Source organism: Saccharothrix espanaensis DSM 44229 (assembly GCF_000328705.1).
Lineage (GTDB): Bacteria > Actinomycetota > Actinomycetes > Mycobacteriales > Pseudonocardiaceae > Actinosynnema > Actinosynnema espanaense.
On record NC_019673.1, the window covers coordinates 2,665,527 to 2,682,626 of the forward strand.

Genomic DNA, 17,100 nt, shown 5'->3' on the forward strand with positions numbered 1-17,100 from the left:
CGGTCCTCGTGTGTGCACGGTCGCGTGGCGCTGCGAATCTCCTTCGAGGAAGCTGTTCACTGTGTGTGTAACGCGCCGGCCTGGCCTGACGAATGACGGTTTGTGCAGGCGAGTAAAAACGCCGACCGCACATTTGCCACCACACCACACGCGGGTCCGTCGGGGATGCCCTGCGATGTTGCACGTCCGAACCGGCCCAACCGGGGGAGCACAGCGATGAGCGAGCAGGTCCACCCCACGCGACGCAGACCGGTCGCGGGGGTGAGCACGACCAACTTGACGGTGCCCAACTTGCCGGCCGCCGACTTGACGGTGCCCAACTTGGCGGCGATCAACTCGACGGCCACCAACCGCACCACCCATCCCACGGTCAGCACGTGGGAGCCCGCCTACCGGTACGGCGTGATCGCCGCCGACATCGTCTGCACCGTCCTCGTCGTGGTGCTCGCCGGTGCGGTGCTGTCCGCCAACCACCTGACGTTCGGCCCGCTGCCCCTGCTCGCGCTCGAAGCGGTCACGGTCGCGATCGTCGTCGCGTCCCTCTACCTCAACCGGGTCTGGAACACGATGGTGCTCGGCCAGGGCGCGGAGGAGTTCCGCCGCCTGGGCCGGGGGCTGTTCGGCTCGGTCGTCGCGCTGGGGCTGGGCGCGCTGGCCGCCGGCATGCCCGGCGCACGCCTGTGGGTGTTCGTGGTGGGCCCGGCGATCGCCCTCGTGGCGTTCCCGGTCCGCTACGCGCTGCGCCGGCCGCTGCACCGCGCACGCGGTGAGGGCAAGTGCCTGCTGCCGGTGCTCGCCGCGGGCAACGTGGACACCGTCAAGGACCTGATCTCGCGCACCCGCCGCGCGCCGCACCTGGGCTGGCGGGTCGACGCGGTGTGCACTGTGGACGGACGCGCGGAGATCGGCGTCGAGCTGGAGGGCATCCCGGTGGTCGGCCGGTTCGGCGACCTCGCCGAGCAGGTCCGCCGGGGCGGCTACCGGATCGTCGCGGTCACCCCGGACGCCTACTGGACGCCGCGCCGGCTCCAGCAGCTCGCGTGGAACCTGGAGGGCACCGGCACCGAGATGGTCGTCGCGCCCGCCCTGATGGACTTCGCCGGCCCGCGCCTGCACGTCACCGGTGTGCTGGGGATGCCGCTGCTGCGGGTCACCGAGCCGTCGTTCACCGGGTTCCGCCGGGTGATCAAGGCGATGGTGGACAAGGTCGGCTCGTTCCTGCTGATCGGCCTGCTCTCGCCGGTGCTGCTCGCGGTCGCCGTGGCGATCATGGTCGACACCAGGGGACCGGTGCTCTACAAGCAGCGCCGCGTCGGCAAGGGCGGCAAGCTGTTCACGATCGTCAAGTTCCGCACCATGGTCACCAACGCCGACGCGCTGCGCGCCAAGCTGGAGTCGGTCAACGAGGGCGCGGGCGTGCTGTTCAAGATGAAGCGCGACCCCCGCGTCACCGCGGTCGGCCGCGTGCTGCGCCGCTACTCGATGGACGAGCTGCCGCAGCTGCTCAACGTGCTGGCCGGGTCGATGTCGCTGGTCGGACCCCGCCCGCCGCTGCCCGAGGAGACCGCGAAGTACGCCCCCGACGTGCGCCGCCGGCTGATGGTCAAGCCCGGCCTCACCGGCCTGTGGCAGGTCTCGGGCCGCAGCGACCTGTCGTGGGAGGAATCCGTCCGGCTGGACCTGCGCTACGTCGAGGACTGGTCGCTCGCGCTGGACGCGCTGATCATCTGGAAGACCTTCCGCGCCGTCTTCGGCGGACAGGGCGCTTACTGACATGGCTGCTGCGAACCCACCGCCCGCCCCGCACCCGGACCAGCGCACCGACCAGCGCCCGAACCAGCGCACCGACCCCCGCACCGGCCCGTCGGCCGACCCCACCGTGACACCCACTGATCTGAGGAGCGAGATGGACCAGCCGATCGGCATCGCCGTCATCGGCGCCGGGTACTGGGGCCCCAACCTGGTGCGCAACGCCCAGGCCACCCCCGGCCTCAAGCTGCGGTACCTGTGCGACCTGGACACCGAGCGGGCCCGCCGCGTGCTCGGCGACTACTCGACCGTGCGGGTCTCCGGCTCGCTGGACGACGTGCTCGCCGACCCGGCCGTGGACGCGGTGGCCATCGCCACCCCGGCCGCCACCCACCTGCCGGTGGCGATGGCCGCGCTGCGCGCCGGCAAGCACGTGCTGGTGGAGAAGCCGCTCGCGGCCGGCTACGCGGAGGGTCTGGAGCTGGTGCGGGAGGCGGAGAACCGCGGTCTGACGCTGATGCTCGACCACACCTTCGTCTACACGCCGGTCGTGCAGCACCTGCGGGAGCTCGTGCGCGGTGGTGAGATCGGCACCGTGCAGTACCTCGACTCGGTGCGGGTCAACCTCGGCCTGGTCCAGCCCGACGTGGACGTCTTCTGGGACCTCGCGCCGCACGACCTGTCGATCTTCGACGCGATCCTGCCCGACGGCGTGAGCGTCACGCGGGTCTCCGCGCACGGCTCCGACCCGATCGGCGCGGGCCGCGCGTGCGTCGGCCACCTCACGCTGGTGCTCTCCGACGGCGTGCAGGCCCACGTGCACGTGAACTGGCTGTCGCCGACCAAGATCCGGACCATGATCGTGGGCGGCTCGCGCCGCACCATCGTCTGGGACGACCTGAACGTCGTGCAGCGCGTCTCGGTGCACGACCGGGGCGCGGACGTCATCGAGGGTGACGAGGCGCGCACGCAGGCGATCGTGTCCTACCGCCGTGGGGACACGGTCGCCCCCGCGCTGCCCGAGCGCGAAGCGCTGCGCGGTGTCATGGCGGAGTTCGCCGCCTCGATCACGGAGAAGCGCGCGCCGCTCACCGACGGGTGGTCGGGCCTGCGGGTGCTGGCCATCCTGGAGGCGGCGTCGGCCAGCCTGGCGGCCGGCGGGGAGTTTGTCACGGTGCGGGACGTTCGTCCGGCCAACTGGGAAGAGGCGGTTGCATGACTGGGGTAGCGGCCCCGAAGCAGGGCATGGACATGACGGTCACGCCGACCGGGATCGAAGGCGTGTTCGTCGTCCAGCCGGAGTGGTTCGAGGACGAGCGCGGGTTCTTCTTCGAGTCCTACAGCAAGCGGCGCTGGGAACAGCACGGCCTGCACCTGGACTTCGTGCAGGACAACCACTCCCGCTCGTCGGCGGGTGTGTTGCGCGGGTTCCACTTCCAGAACGGCCTGGCCCCGCAGCACCGCCTGGTCCGCTGCACGGTCGGCGCGATCTACGACGTGGTGGTGGACATCAGGGTCGGCTCGCCGACCTTCGGGCAGTGGTTCGGCATCGAGCTGTCCGCCGCCAACCGCACCCAGCTGCTGATGGGCCCGGAGTTCGCGCACGGCTTCGCGGTGCTCTCCGAGATCGCCGAGGTGCAGTACAAGACGACCGGCTTCCACAACCCGGCGGCCGAGGGCCTGCTGGCGTGGAACGACCCGGACGTGGGCGTGCGGTGGCCCGTCGAGAACCCGACGCTGTCGGCGAAGGACAGCGCCAACCCCAGCCTGGCGACCTACCTGGCGAACCCGGCGTTCCACTACGGAGAATCAGCGTGAACCTGCGTGACGCACGTGTCCTGATCACCGGCGGTGCGGGCCTGATCGGCTCGACTATCGCCGACCAGCTGCTCGACGAGGGCGTCGCCGAGATCGTCGTGCTGGACAACCTGGTGCGCGGCCGGATGGAGAACCTGGCCGGCCCGCTCGCCGCCGGCGCGGTGCGGTTCGTCGAGGGCGACCTGCGCGACGTGGACCTGGTGAAGTCCACGATGGACGGCGTGGACCTGGTGTTCCACCAGGCCGCCATCCGCATCACGCAGTGCGCGGAGGAGCCCCGTCTGGCGCACGACGTGCTGGCGACCGGCACGTTCAACGTGCTGGAGGCCGCCGTCGAGGCGAAGGTGACCAAGGTCGTCGCGGCGTCGTCCGCGTCGATCTACGGCTTGGCGGAGGTGTTCCCCACCGAGGAGAGCCACCACGCCTACGCCAACCGCACGCTCTACGGCGCGGCGAAGGTCTACAACGAGGGCCTGCTGCGCAGCTTCAACGAGATGTACGGGCTGGACTACGTGGCCCTGCGGTACTTCAACGTCTACGGCCCGCGCATGGACGTGTTCGGCGTGTACACCGAGGTCCTGGTGCGCTGGATGGAGCGCATCGCGGCCGGCACCCCGCCGCTGATCCTGGGCGACGGCAGCCAGACGATGGACTTCGTCTACATCTCCGACATCGCCCGCGCGAACGTGCTGGCGGCCAAGAGCGACGTGTCCGACGAGGTGTTCAACGTCGCCTCCGGCACCGAGACCAGCCTGGCCCAGCTCGCCGACGCGCTGCTGGAGGTCATGGGCCGTACCGACCTCAAGCCCGAGCACGGCCCGGAGCGCAAGGTCAACGCCGTGCCGCGCCGGCTCGCGAGCACCGAGTCCGCCCGCACCAAGCTCGGCTTCGAATCCACGGTGTCGCTCCACGACGGTCTGAAGAACCTCGTCGAGTGGTGGCGCGTCGAGACCGCGGCCGGCAACCCGAACCTGAACCTGCAGGGAGCCAAGGCATGATCCCGATCACCCGCCTCTACGTCGGCCAGGAAGAGGCCGACGCCGCCGCCGAGGCGGTGCTGTCCGGGTGGCTGTCGGTCGGCCCGCGCGCGGCGAAGTTCGAAGAATTGGTGGCCGAGCAGGTCGGCGCCAAGCACGCGGTGGCGGTGAACTCCGCGACCACCGGCCTGCACCTCGCGCTGGCCGCGCTGGGCATCGGTCCGGGCGACGAGGTGATCTGCCCGTCGTTCACCTTCATCGCGACGCCGAACTCCATCCGCTACACCGGTGCCACGCCGGTGTTCGCCGAGATCGACGAGCGCACCTACAACATCGACCCGGCGCACGTGGAGCAGCTGATCACGCCGCGCACCAAGGCGATCATGCCCGCGTCGCAGATCGGCCTGCCCGCCGACCTGCACGCGCTCAAGGAGATCGCGCGCAAGCACGGCCTGCACCTGGTGGAGGACGCCGCGCCCGCGTACGGCGCGACCATCGACGGTGTCCGGCTGGGCACGATCAGCGACATCACCGTGTTCTCCTTCGACGCGCGCAAGATCCTCACCACGGGTGAGGGCGGCGTGGTCACCACGGACGACTCCGAGGTGGCGGCGAAGCTGAAGGCGCTGCGCGCGCACGCGGCCTCGATCTCCACGCTCACCCGGCACACGTCGACCGCGGTGATCTCGGAGAGCTACGACGAGGTCGGCTTCAACTACAAGATGACCGACATCCAGGCCGCGGTGGGCGTGGTGCAGCTGGGCAAGCTGGACCACGTCGTGAAGACCCGCCGCTCCCTGGCGGCCCGCTACGACGAGCTGCTGGCGGGCAACGCGTCCCTGGTCCTGCCGCACGAGCCGGCCGGGTTCGGGCACGTGTACCAGTCGTACCTGGTGCGGTTGACCGACCACGCCCGGATCGACGTCATGAACGCGATGGCACAGCGCGGTGTCGCCACCCGGCGCATCACGGCGTGCCACCTGGAGCCCGTGTACCACGCGGGCGACGCGACGCCGTCGCTGTCGGTGACGGAAAGGGTGGCGGCGGACCACATCCTCCTGCCGCACTTCGTGGGCCTGACCGACGAGGAGCAGGACGAGGTCGTCGATGCGCTGAACGCCGCCACCGCCTAGCGGGAGCGGCCGGCGTCGGCAAGAACCCGGTGGCCGGGGGCAGGGCCCGGCCACCGGGTCTCGCCATGTCCTGTGGTGGCAGCCGAATGTCACGTCCAGTGACTGCGGACCCCGGGTTCGGCATTGTCATCCAAATGAGATCTCCACCGGGGTAACAGCTTGACAGGTTCAGGCGACGTTTGGAGCAATAAGGTTGCACTACGGGGAGTAGTGACTGCCGCGCTACGGAGTGCGTTCGAGGAGTTGACTGGTCTATGGCGTCGCCGGCAAGACGTCTTGTTAGGGCCCTTTGTGCAGCACTGATGGTGACCGGTTGTGTCACGCCCCTGGTCCTTCTGACGACCGCCACGGTCGCGAACGCCGCCCCGTGTGACGCGCCCGTCGTCAACAAGGTGCTCTGCGAGAACACCAAACCGGGCACCCCGGACTGGCAGGTGCCGTCTCGCGACGACTCCATCCTGGGCTACACCACGGACATCAGCTCCACTCCCGGCGGCCAGGTCGCGTTCAAGATGCTGACCAACGCCTCCTCGTACACGATCGACATCTTCCGGCTCGGTTGGTACAACGGCGTCGGCGCGCGCCAGGTCGACACGATCTCGCGCAACACACCGCAGAACCAGCCGCCGTGCCTGCGCGACACCCCGAGCGCCCTCATCGACTGCGGCAACTGGGCCGTGTCGCTGACCTGGAACGTGCCGGCCAACGCCGTCTCGGGCATCTACTACGCCCGCGTGACGCGCGGCGACAACGGTCTCCGGAACGAGATCGCGTTCGTCATCCGCGACGACTCCAGCACCTCGAAGGTCTTCTTCCAGACCTCCGACTCGACCTGGGTGGCCTACAACCGCTACGGCGGCAACTCGCTGTACTTCGGCGACGGCCCCGGCCAGGGCGGCCAGGCGTACAAGGTGAGCTACAACCGCCCGTACACCGGCGGTGACGGCGACGAGAACTTCATCTTCAACGCCGAGTACCCGATGCTGCGCTTCATGGAGCGCAACGGCTACGACGTCAGCTACACGACGGACGTGGACAGCGCCCGCCGCGGCCACCTGATCAAGAACCACAAGGTGTTCATGGCCGTCGGCCACGACGAGTACTGGTCCAACGAGCAGCGCGCGAACGTCGAGGCGGCCCGTGACGCCGGCGTGCACCTCGCGTTCCTGACCGGCAACGAGATCTTCTGGAAGACCAAGTGGGAGAAGAGCATCGACTCCTCCCAGACGGACTGGCGCACGGTCTCCTGCTACAAGGAGACCAAGGGCACCCAGAACGACGGTGACAGCAGCACCTGGACGGGCACCTGGCGCGACCCGCGGATGAGCCCGCCGCAGGACGGCGGCCGACCCGAGAACTCCCTGCTGGGCAACATCTTCACCGTCAACGGCCGACGGGACGACTCGCTCCAGGTCCCGGCCGCCTACGGCAAGATGCGGCTGTGGCGCAACACGTCGTTGCAGAGCATGGCCGCCGGCACCACGTACACGTTCCAGCCCGGCACGCTCGGTTACGAGTGGAACACCGTGGAGGACAACGGCTACCAGCCCGCGGGCGTCGGCCAGTTCTCCCGGACCACGGTCGCCATGCTGGACGGCCCGTACGTGCTCCAGAACCACGGCGACTACTACACGCCGGACACCAAGACCCACGCGCTCACCTACTACAAGCACTCGTCCGGTGCGCTGGTGTTCGGCGCGGGCACGGTGCAGTGGGCGTGGGGCTTGGACGACGAGCACGCGTTCCTCACCAACACGCCGACCTCCGACATCCGGATGCAGCAGGCCACGGTCAACTTCCTGGCCGACATGGGCGTCCAGGCCACCACCCTGATGCCCGGCCTGGTGCAGACGAGCGCCAGCTCGGACACCACTGCGCCGTCGGTGAGCTACAACAACGTCCCGGCGGTCTCGGCCGTCGGCCAGCCGTACACGTTCAACGGCACGGTCGTCGACTGGAACGGTCAGGTGACCGGCGTCGAGGTGTCCACCGACGGCGGCGTCCGCTGGCACCCGGCGGTGTGGCAGGCGGGCCAGACGGGCTGGAGCTACACCTACACCCCGCCGTCGTCCGGCCCGGCGCAGCTCCGGGTCCGTGCGGTGGACGACTCGCTGAACCTCTCCACGCCCGTGGCGGCGACGCCCGCGGTGGCGGCACGGGTGTGCCCGTGCGGCATCTTCGCGGCCAACGAGACGCCGAAGACGCCGGACATCCTCGACGCCTCCGCGCTGGAGCTCGGCGTGAAGTGGCGGGCCAACACCAACGGCTACGTCCGCGGCGTCAAGTTCTACAAGGGCCCCAACAACACCGGCACGCACACCGGCACGTTGTGGACGGTCGGCGGCCAGCAGCTGGCGACCGGCACGTTCGTCAACGAGACGGCGAGCGGCTGGCAGACGCTGCTGTTCCCGGTCCCGGTGGCGGTCAACGCCAACACGACCTACATCGTGTCGTACCTGTCGCCGACCGGGCACTTCTCGGTGGACAACGAGTACTTCAGCCGCAGTTCCAAGTACTTGGAGCCGCTGACCGGCCTGCAGACCGGTGTGGACGGCTTCAACGGCGTGTTCCGCTCCGGCGCGGGCTTCCCCGACCGGTACTCGCAGGACAGCAACTACTGGGTCGACGTGGTGTGGGCGCAGGACCCCGGTCCCGACACCCGCGCGCCGGAACTGACGAGCACCACCCCGTTGGCCAACGCCACCAGCATCGGGCTCACCCCGACGCTCAGCGCGACCTACGACGAGGCGATCAACCCGAGCTCGTTGCAGTTCACGCTGACCGGTCCGGGCGGCGTCGCCGTCGCCGGCACCACGTCGGTGACCGGTAACGGCAAGACCGCCCAGTTCACGCCGAACGCGGCGCTCACCCCCGGCACGTCGTACACGGCGGGCGTGCGGGTGCGCGACGCGGCGGGCAACCAGACCGCGCTGCACAACTTCGGGTTCAAGACCGGTGCCAACCGGCCGGCGACGTGCCCGTGCACGATCTGGGACGACTTCGCGCAGCCGGCCACGCCGAGCGCGGATGATGCCACGGCGGTCGAGGTGGGCACCAAGGTCCGCTTCAACGGCAAGGGCGAGGTGCTGGGCGTCCGGTTCTACAAGGGCGAGGGCAACACCGGCACCCACAAGGGTTCCCTGTGGTCGGCGAGCGGCCTGCTGCTGGCCACCGGCACGTTCTCCGGTGAAACGGCGTCGGGGTGGCAGACCCTGACGTTCGCCTCGCCGGTCGTGGTCCAGGCGAACACGACCTACGTGGTCTCGTACTACGCGCCCAACGGGCACTACTCCGTGACGCCGGGCTACTTCAACGGGCAGAGCGCGAGCTACGGCGCGTTGCGCGCGTTGTCCAACGGCGCGGACGGCCCGAACGGCCTGTACCGCTACGGCGCGGGCGGCGGGTTCCCGACGTCCTCGTACAACGGGGCGAACTACTGGGTCGACGTGATCTACAAGAACGGGCTCAACGGCGACTCCACGCCGCCGACCCTCACCACCCGCACGCCGGGGACCGACGCCACCAACGTCGGGCTGAACTCCTCGCTGTCGCTGGTGTTCTCCGAGGCGATGGACCCGGCGTCGACGCAGATCTGGCTGACCGACCCGGGTGGCGCGAAGCTCACCGGCACGGTGGCGCTCTCCGGCGACCAGAAGACCGTGACGTGGACGCCGGGCGGGGCGCTCAAGCCCAACACCCGGTACACCGCGAGCGTGCTGCTGGCGGACGCGAACGGCAACGCGATGGCGTCGACGGCGACCTGGTCGTTCAGCACGTCCACGTCGGCGACCTGCCCGTGCTCGCTGTTCAGCTCGGCGACCGTGCCGACGACGACGTCGGCCGACGACAGCGGCTCGTACGAGCTGGGCGTGCGGTTCAGCCCGACGCAGAGCGGCCAGATCACCGGCGTGAAGTTCTACAAGGGCGAGGGCAACACCGGCACGCACACCGGGTCGCTGTGGTCCTCGGCCGGCGTCCGCCTGGCGACCGGCACGTTCACCGGTGAGACGGCTGCCGGGTGGCAGACGCTGACGTTCCCGTCGCCGGTCACGGTCGCACCGGGGCTGGTCTACACGGCGTCGTACTTCGCGCCCAACGGCCACTACGCGATCGACCAGGGCTACTTCCAGGCGACCGGGATCAACGCGCCGCCGCTGACCGCGCCGCAGACCGGCGAGGGCAACCCGAACGGCGTGTTCCAGACCGGCGGCGGGTTCCCGACCACGTCCCACCAGGGCAACAACTACTGGGTGGACGTCGTCTACACGCCGAACGCCGACACCACGGCGCCGGTCAGCTCCGGCCACACCCCGCTGACCGACGCGGTCGACGTGCCGCTGACCACCCAGGTGACGGCGAGCTTCGACGAGCCGATCGACCTGACCAACACGCAGTTCTCGGTCAGCGACCCCGGCGGCGCGAAGCTCGACGGCACGCTGACCAGGTCCGCGGACCAGCAGACGGTGCTGTGGACGCCCGCCAAGCCGTTGGCGGCGACCACGAAGTACACCGCGAGCGTGCGGGCGGCCGACACCGGCGGCAACATCATGGCCACGGCGCTGACCTGGTCGTTCACCGCATCGGGCAGCCAGACGTGCCCGTGCTCGCTGTTCAGCGGGGCGACGGTGCCGACGGTCCAGTCGGCGGACGACGGCGGCGCGTACGAGATGGGCGTGCGGTTCACCTCGTCGGCGAACGGGTTCATCACCGGGGTGAAGTTCTACAAGGGCGCCGGCAACACCGGAACCCACACCGGCACGGTGTGGTCGGCGGACGGCGTGTCCCTGAAGACCGGAACGTTCACCGGTGAGACGGCGACCGGCTGGCAGACGCTGACCTTCGGCACGCCGCTGGCGGTGACGGCGGGCACGACCTACGTGGCCTCCTACACCGTGCCCAACGGCCACTACGCGGTGAACCACGGCTACTTCGCGGGCTACAGCGCGACGTCGCCGCCGCTCACCTCGCCGGCCACGGCAGAGGGCGCTCCGAACGGCGTGTACCAGGTCGGGACCGGCTTCCCGACGAACAGTTATCAGGGCAACCACTACTGGGTCGACGTGGTCTTCACGACCAGCTGAGACGCCGGCCGGGTCCACACTGGACCCGGCCGGTCCGCGTTGCGGGCCCGGGATCGCACTGGGTCTTGGGTTCTGGTTCTGGGTGGTTGGGTTCGGGTTCTGGTTGTTGATTTTGGGGTTTGGGTTGTCGATTGGGGATGGCATGACACCGCGGCCGCTGCTGCTGGTCGGTGGGGGAGGGCTGGCGCGCGAGGTGCTCGCGGCGGTCCGGCTCCTGCCGGCGGAGTGGACCCCCGTGGGCGCGTTGGACGACGACCCGTCCCGGCACGGCGCGGACCTCGACGGTCTGCCGGTGCTGGGCGGGTCGGAGCTGGTGCACGAACGGCCCGACGCCGCCGTGCTGGTGTGCATCGCCAGCGCCCGCCGGCCGTTGGGCCGGATGACCGTGGTGCGGCGGCTGGGCTTGCCGGAGGATCGGTGGGCCACCGTGGTGCACCCGGCGGCCTCGGTGCCGCCAGGGGCCGTCGTGGGGCCGGGAACGGTCCTGCTGGCCGGGGTGGTCGTGACGACGCCGTTGCGCTTGGGGGCGCACGTCGTCGCGATGCCCCACGTGTTGGTGACCCACGACGACGAGGTGGGCGACGGTGTGACGTTCGCCGGCCGCGCGTCGCTGGGCGGAGCGGTACGGGTCGGGGAGAGCGCCTACCTGGGCCAGGGCTCTTCGGTCCGGGAAGGCACGTCGATCGGCGCGGGCGCGGTGGTGGGCATGGGATCGGTGGTGCTCACGGACGTGCCCGCGGGTGAGGTCTGGGCGGGCGTTCCGGCCAGACGACTGCGAGAGGGGAACGGTTCGTGATCGACATCCCGCTGGTGGACCTGCGTGCGCAGCACGAACAGGTGGCCGACGAGGTCGCCGACGGCTGGGCCGAGGTGCTCAAGACGACGGCGTTCATCGGCGGCAGGCAGGTCGCCGAGTTCGAGGCGGAGTTCGCCGCCTACCAGGAGGTCCGGCACTGCGTCGGGGTCGGCAACGGCACCGACGCGATCGAACTGGCGCTGCGCGCGCTGGAGGTCGGGCCCGGCGACGAGTGCGTGCTGCCCGCCAACACGTTCATCGCCACCGCCGAGGCCGTGGCCCGGACCGGCGCGACGCCCGTCCTGGTCGACTGCGTCGCCGACACCGGGCTCATCGACACCGCGCTGGTGTCCGACGCGCTGACCGCGCGCACCAAGGCGATCGTGCCGGTGCACCTGTACGGGCAGGCCGCGGCCGTCGAAGAGCTCCGGTCGTTCGGGGTTCCGGTGGTCGAGGACGCGGCCCAGGCCCAGGGCGCGCGGCGCAACGGCGTCGCGGTCGGTGGTCTGGGCGACATCGCGGCCACCAGCTTCTACCCGGGCAAGAACCTCGGTGCCTACGGCGACGGCGGCGCGGTCCTGACGTCGTCCGACGAGCTGGCCACGGCGGTGAAGTTGTTGCGCGAGCACGGCTCGCCGCGCAAGTACGAGCACACCGTGCTGGGCTTCAACAGCCGGCTGGACACGTTGCAGGCCGTGGTGCTGTCGGCGAAGCTGCGGCGGCTGGAAGGCTGGAACACGGCCCGTCGCGAGGCCGCTGCCCGGTACTCGGCGCTGCTGGAGTCGGTGGCGGGGGTGACCCCGCCGGTGGTGCTGGAGGGCAACCTGCCGGTGTGGCACCTCTACGTGGTGCGGGTCGCGGAGCGGGACCGGGTGCTGGCCGCCCTGCACGCGGCCGGGATCGGGGCCGGCATCCACTACCCGACGCCGGTGCACCTGACCGGGGCGTTCGACTCGTTGGGCCACGCGCGCGGCGACTTCCCGGTGAGCGAGGCGGTGGCCGGCGAGATCCTGTCGCTGCCGCTGTTCCCGGAGATCACGGCCGCCCAGCAGGAGCGGGTCGTGACGGCGCTCGCCGAGGCGGTGCGATGAGCGTTTTCGTCCACCCCAAAGGTCTGTGCGAGAGCGACGAGGTCGGCGACGGGACCCGGGTGTGGGCGTTCGCGCACGTGCTGCCCGGTGCCCGGGTCGGGCGTGACTGCAACATCTGCGACAACGCGTTCGTCGAGGGCAAGGCGGTCCTCGGGGACCGGGTGACGGTGAAGAACGGCACCCTGGTGTTCGACGGCGTGGTCTGCGAGGACGAGGTGTTCCTCGGGCCGAACGTGTTGTTCACCAACGACCTGCGGCCGCGCGCGGCCATCCGGAAGACCGGCGACGACCTGCTGTCCACGGTCGTGCGGCGCGGGGCGTCGCTGGGTGCCGGCACGGTCGTGGTGTGCGGCGTGGAGATCGGCGAGCACGCGTTCGCGGCGGCGGGGTCGGTGGTGACCAAGAACGTGCCGGCGCACGCGTTCGTCGCCGGGAACCCCGCTCGGCACAAGGGGTGGGTCTGCTCCTGCGGTCAGCGGCTCGACGCGGGGCTGGTGTGCCCGGACTGCGGGAGCCGGTTCGCGGAGGGGGACAAGGGGCTGGTGGCGCAGTGAGCGTCATCCGCTGAGCCTGGCGCTGCGGTGTGGCGCTGCGGTGTGGCGCTGAGCTGTGGCGCTGAGCTGTGGCGCTGAGCTGTGGTGTGGCGTTGTGGTGCGTGGTGGAGAGGACGGGCTTCGGGCGGATGCCCGGAGCCCGTTCGGCTAGGACTGCTGGTGCTCCGGTCGGGGAGCGGAAGGGCGGGGGCGGGGCGGTTTGGCGAAGGGGCGGCGGCTCAGGATGATGGACTTGAGCGTGCGCTGGTGCTCCTCGGCCGCTGCCTCCTGTCGGGCGATCCGCAGCATCGACCCGGCCAGGCCGACCATGGTGAAGACGATTCCGGTGGCCACGCTGAAGCCCAGCAGGTCGAACGTGAACGCCGCGATGCCGCCCGCGAGGACGGCGGAGAGCACGGCCGCCGCGACACCCCGCAGGTGGTCGTCGCGGCTGATCACGCGGACCTGGAGCACCGCGAAACCGGCCGCCAGGAACAGCCCGATCAGGGCGAACATGCCCAGGTAGCCGTTCTCGATCAGGGTCAGCAGGAACTGGTTGTCCAGGATCGTGTACTTGGTCGGCAGGAACGTGCCGAAACCCCGGCCCAGCAACGGGTTCAGGTCGATCTGCTCGGCCGCCGCCGCGTAGTCCGCGGTGCGCGCCTTGACGCTCGGGTCGTCCTCGATGTTGGAGAACATGCCGCGCAGCGTCCCGAACAGGCCGGGCACCACCAGGCTCGCGCCCAGGAAGAACCCGCCGCCGACCACCATCGCGGTGATCTTCCGCTTGCGCGGCAAGGTGAAGATCATCACGATGCCGGCGACGGTCATGCCCAGGATGGCGGTCCGCGAGAGCGCGGTCATCGCGCCCAGGCCGCACAGCGCCAGGCAGATCAGCCACCGCTTGTACGGTGTGCCGTCGTCGCGCGCCTTGAACACGTAGTGGGTGGCCATCGGCACCGCCATCGCGCAGATCAGGCCGTACTCGATGGGGTGGTTGGTGGTGCCGGTGGGACGGCGGAAGATCGACCGCGTCTCCATCACCGCGTAGCCGTTCTCCTGCGCGCGCAGGCCCGGGATGCTGACGTACCCGGCGAGGTCGACGCCGAGACCGAACTGCACCAGACCGACGAACGCGATCACCGCCGAACAGCCGACGATCAGCTTCAGGACCTTGTCGAGGCGTTCCCGGGTGCGCACGGCGTCGCAGATGAACACGGCCATGCTGAGGGTGGCGAGGATCCGGATGATGCTGGAGTCGGCGACGGTCAGTTCGTCGATCGGCAGCCAGCGCCTGGTCGCCACGCCGTAGGTCGCCAGGTGCGAGGCGAGGTAGAGCCCCAGCGCGGTGCGCACCACGTTGCGGCCCTTGCCCATGCCGAGCGTGTCGACCATCTGGGCGGCCAGCCAGACGACGCCGAGCAGCAGCGCGAACACCAGGGCCGGCGGGAGCGTCATCGGGACGAACGACAGCACCAGCCGGGCCGGGATGATCAGCAGGGCGAACAGGTACACGCAGACGAGAGTCGCACCGTCTGCCCGTTGCCTGATCCGCTTGAGCCGCTCGGTCAAGATCTGTCTTCGTTGCTCGGCCAGGTCGGAGCGGGCGGCGGCACGGCGATCTTCACGGTCCGCTCGCTGGCGGTCGGCTGCGGCTTGGCCGGGGTGGTGCCGGGCTTGGCCTGCGGCGCGTTCTGCGGGCCGTGCTGGGGTGAGTTCTGCGGGCCGTGCTGTGGGGAGTTCTGGGGTGAGTTCTGTGGGGAGTTCTGGGCGGGCATGCCGCCGGGAGGCGTGGTGGGCTTGGCCTGCTGGGCCGCGGTGAGGCCGCCGGGCTTGGCCTGGGGGCCCTGCGGTTGGCCGATCTTCGCGGCGGGGATGCCGCTGGGCGGGGTGCCCGGGACCTTCACCTTTATGGTCTGCTCGCTGGCCGTGGGCTGCGGGCGGCGCGCGGGCTGAGCCTGGGGGGAGTTCTGGGGTGCGGGCGTGGGCTGAGGTAGCGGGCGGCGTGGTGCGCCGTTGGCCTGGGCCGTGGTTTGGGCCGTGGTTTGGGGATCGGGCGTGGGCTCCGGGTCCGTCTCGTCCTCGGCGGCCTTGGCCCGCTCCTTGTCCTTGCGCCGCTTGATGTTGTTCATGATGCTGTCGGCACCGAAGGTCGCGGCGGTGGTCAGCAGCATCAGCAGCACGAAGGCCGCGCCGGCGTACCGGACCTTGCCGCCGATCTGCGCCTCGGCCTCGGTCGGGTTCACGATCACCTGCGAGGTGATGAACGTCGACTCGGGTGCCTTGAGCTTGCGCTGCTGGTCCTCCAGCTCCTTGGAGGCGAACTCCATGACCGTGGTGACCATCTTCTCGGCCTCGGCGGGCGTCTCGCTGTCGCCGGTGACGAAGAGGAAGGGGCCGTTCTGGCCGCCGCCGGTCGCGGTGTAGTTCAGCACCGAGCCCTTGGTGATGCCCAGCTGCTCGCGGGTCTTCGGGTCGGTCAGGATCTGCGTCAGGATCTGCGAGGTGGTCGCCAGGCTGCCGTCGAAGGCCAGCAGCGGGTTGATCTTCACGGCCTCCTCGGGCGTGACCTTCTGCGAGAACGTGCCACCCGCCGCCGGCGTGGTCAGCACCATCACACCCGAGGACTGGTAGCGGGTGGGGATCGACAGGAACATGCCGGCAGCCACCGCGACGGCGACCACCGCTGACGGCACGGCGATGTACCACCGCCTCCGCAGCGTCCGCACGGCGCCCCAGAAATCCATCCGCTCCCCGATCCGTGTTAACCCTGAGTGCGTCAGAGCAAGGTGTTGTTACTCTGAGATCGGCCGACTCGCGCCTTGTCGTTACAGGTGGTGATGGACTTGGGCTCGCGGCGCGTCGCGCTCGCCGTCGTGGCCATCGTACTGGTCGTCGCGGCCGGTGTGGTGTATGTGGTGAGGGTCGTACAAGACCAACCCGTGGTCCCGGTGGCCGCGGTGGACGCCGACCTGATGTTCGTGGAGCTGGCGGACGGTCGGAGCAGGGTCGAACAGGTGGCGATGGACGCCCCTGACACCCGTAGCGGCACGCCGCTGGAGTGCCAGCGGGTGTACCGGGCCGCGGGGACGACGGTGTGCCTGAAACTGGCCGGCCCCGGCCCGACGTACGCGGCCGAGGTGACCCGCGACGGCAGTTCGCGCTCGGTCGCCCTGCCCGGCGTCCCGAGCCGGGCGAAGGTCTCGGCGTCCGGGCAGCTGGTGTCGTGGACGTCGTTCGTGACGGGCGACTCGTACTCGGTGCCCGGGGGCTTCTCGACCCGGACGGGCTTCTTCGACGTGCGGTCCGGGACGGCGGTGGAGTCCTTGGAAGGCTTCACGGCGGAGGTCGAGGGCAGCGTCCACACGGCACAGGACGTGAACTACTGGGGACTGACAGTGGCCTCGGACGACCGGACCTTCTACGCGACCCTGGCGTCGGGGGGCTTCACGTGGTTGGTGAAGGGCGACCTGGTCGACCGTCGCCTGACGTCGCTGAGGCGTGACGCCGAGTGCCCGTCGCTGTCGCCGGACGGGACGAAGATCGCCTACAAGAAGCGGATCGGTCGGCTGGGACCGTGGGACCTCGCGGTGCTGGACCTGAAGACGGGCGAAGAGCGGAGATTGCCGGGCACGGCGGGGATCGACGACCAAGCCACCTGGCTGGACGACTCGCGCTTGGTGTTCTCGGCCATCCCGAAGGACGCCAAGCTGGCGGCGATCCACGAAGTACCGGCTGACGGGTCGGCCGAAGCCAAGGTCCTGATCCGGGACGCCACCTCGCCGTCACCTGTGTGACGCCTGCTGCGGCGGGTTTGTCGGTGGTGCGTGGGATAATGGTGATCGGGGGCCGGCGGCCAGGCAGCCGGGGGCCGGGAGCCAGCAGCCGGGGCCGGGGGCCGGGGGCCGCGCCTGGGTGGCTT

Annotated in this window: 12 protein-coding genes; 10 read left to right on the forward strand and 2 right to left on the reverse strand. The window is 70.2% G+C overall.

The window, feature by feature from the left end; all coding sequences use genetic code 11:
* Positions 1–216 precede the first annotated feature (216 nt).
* The 9 genes from BN6_RS12260 (at position 217) to BN6_RS12300 (ending at position 13,199) form a co-directional block, all read left to right on the forward strand.
* Positions 217–1,773, forward strand: coding sequence for a sugar transferase (locus BN6_RS12260; protein ID WP_084672637.1), 1,557 nt, complete (start codon positions 217–219; stop codon positions 1,771–1,773).
* Positions 1,774–1,906: 133 nt separating this feature from the next.
* Positions 1,907–2,968, forward strand: a complete 1,062-nt coding sequence (locus tag BN6_RS12265; RefSeq protein WP_041312648.1) for a Gfo/Idh/MocA family protein — start codon at positions 1,907–1,909, stop codon at positions 2,966–2,968.
* Complete coding sequence (gene rfbC, locus BN6_RS12270) at positions 2,965–3,567, forward strand: dTDP-4-dehydrorhamnose 3,5-epimerase (RefSeq protein WP_015099952.1); 603 nt, start codon at positions 2,965–2,967, stop codon at positions 3,565–3,567. Before BN6_RS12265 ends, rfbC begins: the two co-directional genes overlap by 4 nt.
* Positions 3,564–4,565: an NAD-dependent epimerase/dehydratase family protein gene (locus tag BN6_RS12275; RefSeq protein ID WP_015099953.1), complete on the forward strand. Its 1,002-nt coding sequence runs from the start codon at positions 3,564–3,566 to the stop codon at positions 4,563–4,565. Before rfbC ends, BN6_RS12275 begins: the two co-directional genes overlap by 4 nt.
* Positions 4,562–5,677, forward strand: a complete 1,116-nt coding sequence (locus tag BN6_RS12280) for a DegT/DnrJ/EryC1/StrS family aminotransferase (protein WP_015099954.1) — start codon at positions 4,562–4,564, stop codon at positions 5,675–5,677. Before BN6_RS12275 ends, BN6_RS12280 begins: the two co-directional genes overlap by 4 nt.
* Positions 5,678–5,931: 254 nt before the next feature.
* Positions 5,932–10,758, forward strand: a complete 4,827-nt coding sequence (locus BN6_RS12285; RefSeq protein WP_015099955.1) for a DUF4082 domain-containing protein — start codon at positions 5,932–5,934, stop codon at positions 10,756–10,758.
* Between the two features lie 142 nt (positions 10,759–10,900).
* Positions 10,901–11,554 carry a NeuD/PglB/VioB family sugar acetyltransferase gene (locus tag BN6_RS12290; protein ID WP_015099956.1) on the forward strand — a complete coding sequence of 218 codons (654 nt, stop codon included), beginning with the start codon at positions 10,901–10,903 and terminating at the stop codon, positions 11,552–11,554.
* Complete coding sequence (locus BN6_RS12295; RefSeq protein WP_015099957.1) at positions 11,551–12,645, forward strand: DegT/DnrJ/EryC1/StrS family aminotransferase; 1,095 nt, start codon at positions 11,551–11,553, stop codon at positions 12,643–12,645. Before BN6_RS12290 ends, BN6_RS12295 begins: the two co-directional genes overlap by 4 nt.
* Entirely contained in the window at positions 12,642–13,199 is a 558-nt protein-coding gene (locus BN6_RS12300) for an acyltransferase (RefSeq protein WP_015099958.1), read from the forward strand. Before BN6_RS12295 ends, BN6_RS12300 begins: the two co-directional genes overlap by 4 nt.
* 147 nt (positions 13,200–13,346) lie before the next feature.
* Here BN6_RS12300 and BN6_RS12305 read toward each other — a convergent pair whose 3' ends face one another.
* Together BN6_RS12305 and BN6_RS12310 are read right to left on the reverse strand one after the other, a co-directional pair.
* Positions 13,347–14,693 carry an O-antigen ligase family protein gene (locus BN6_RS12305; RefSeq protein ID WP_051075533.1) on the reverse strand — a complete coding sequence of 449 codons (1,347 nt, stop codon included), beginning with the start codon at positions 14,691–14,693 and terminating at the stop codon, positions 13,347–13,349.
* 53 nt (positions 14,694–14,746) lie between these two features.
* Positions 14,747–15,925 carry a hypothetical protein gene (locus BN6_RS12310; RefSeq protein ID WP_015099960.1) on the reverse strand — a complete coding sequence of 393 codons (1,179 nt, stop codon included), beginning with the start codon at positions 15,923–15,925 and terminating at the stop codon, positions 14,747–14,749.
* A gap of 171 nt (positions 15,926–16,096) precedes the next feature.
* On the opposite strand from BN6_RS12310, the gene BN6_RS12315 reads away from it, so the two are divergent.
* Complete coding sequence (locus BN6_RS12315; protein WP_231905221.1) at positions 16,097–16,975, forward strand: hypothetical protein; 879 nt, start codon at positions 16,097–16,099, stop codon at positions 16,973–16,975.
* Positions 16,976–17,100: the final 125 nt, after the last annotated feature.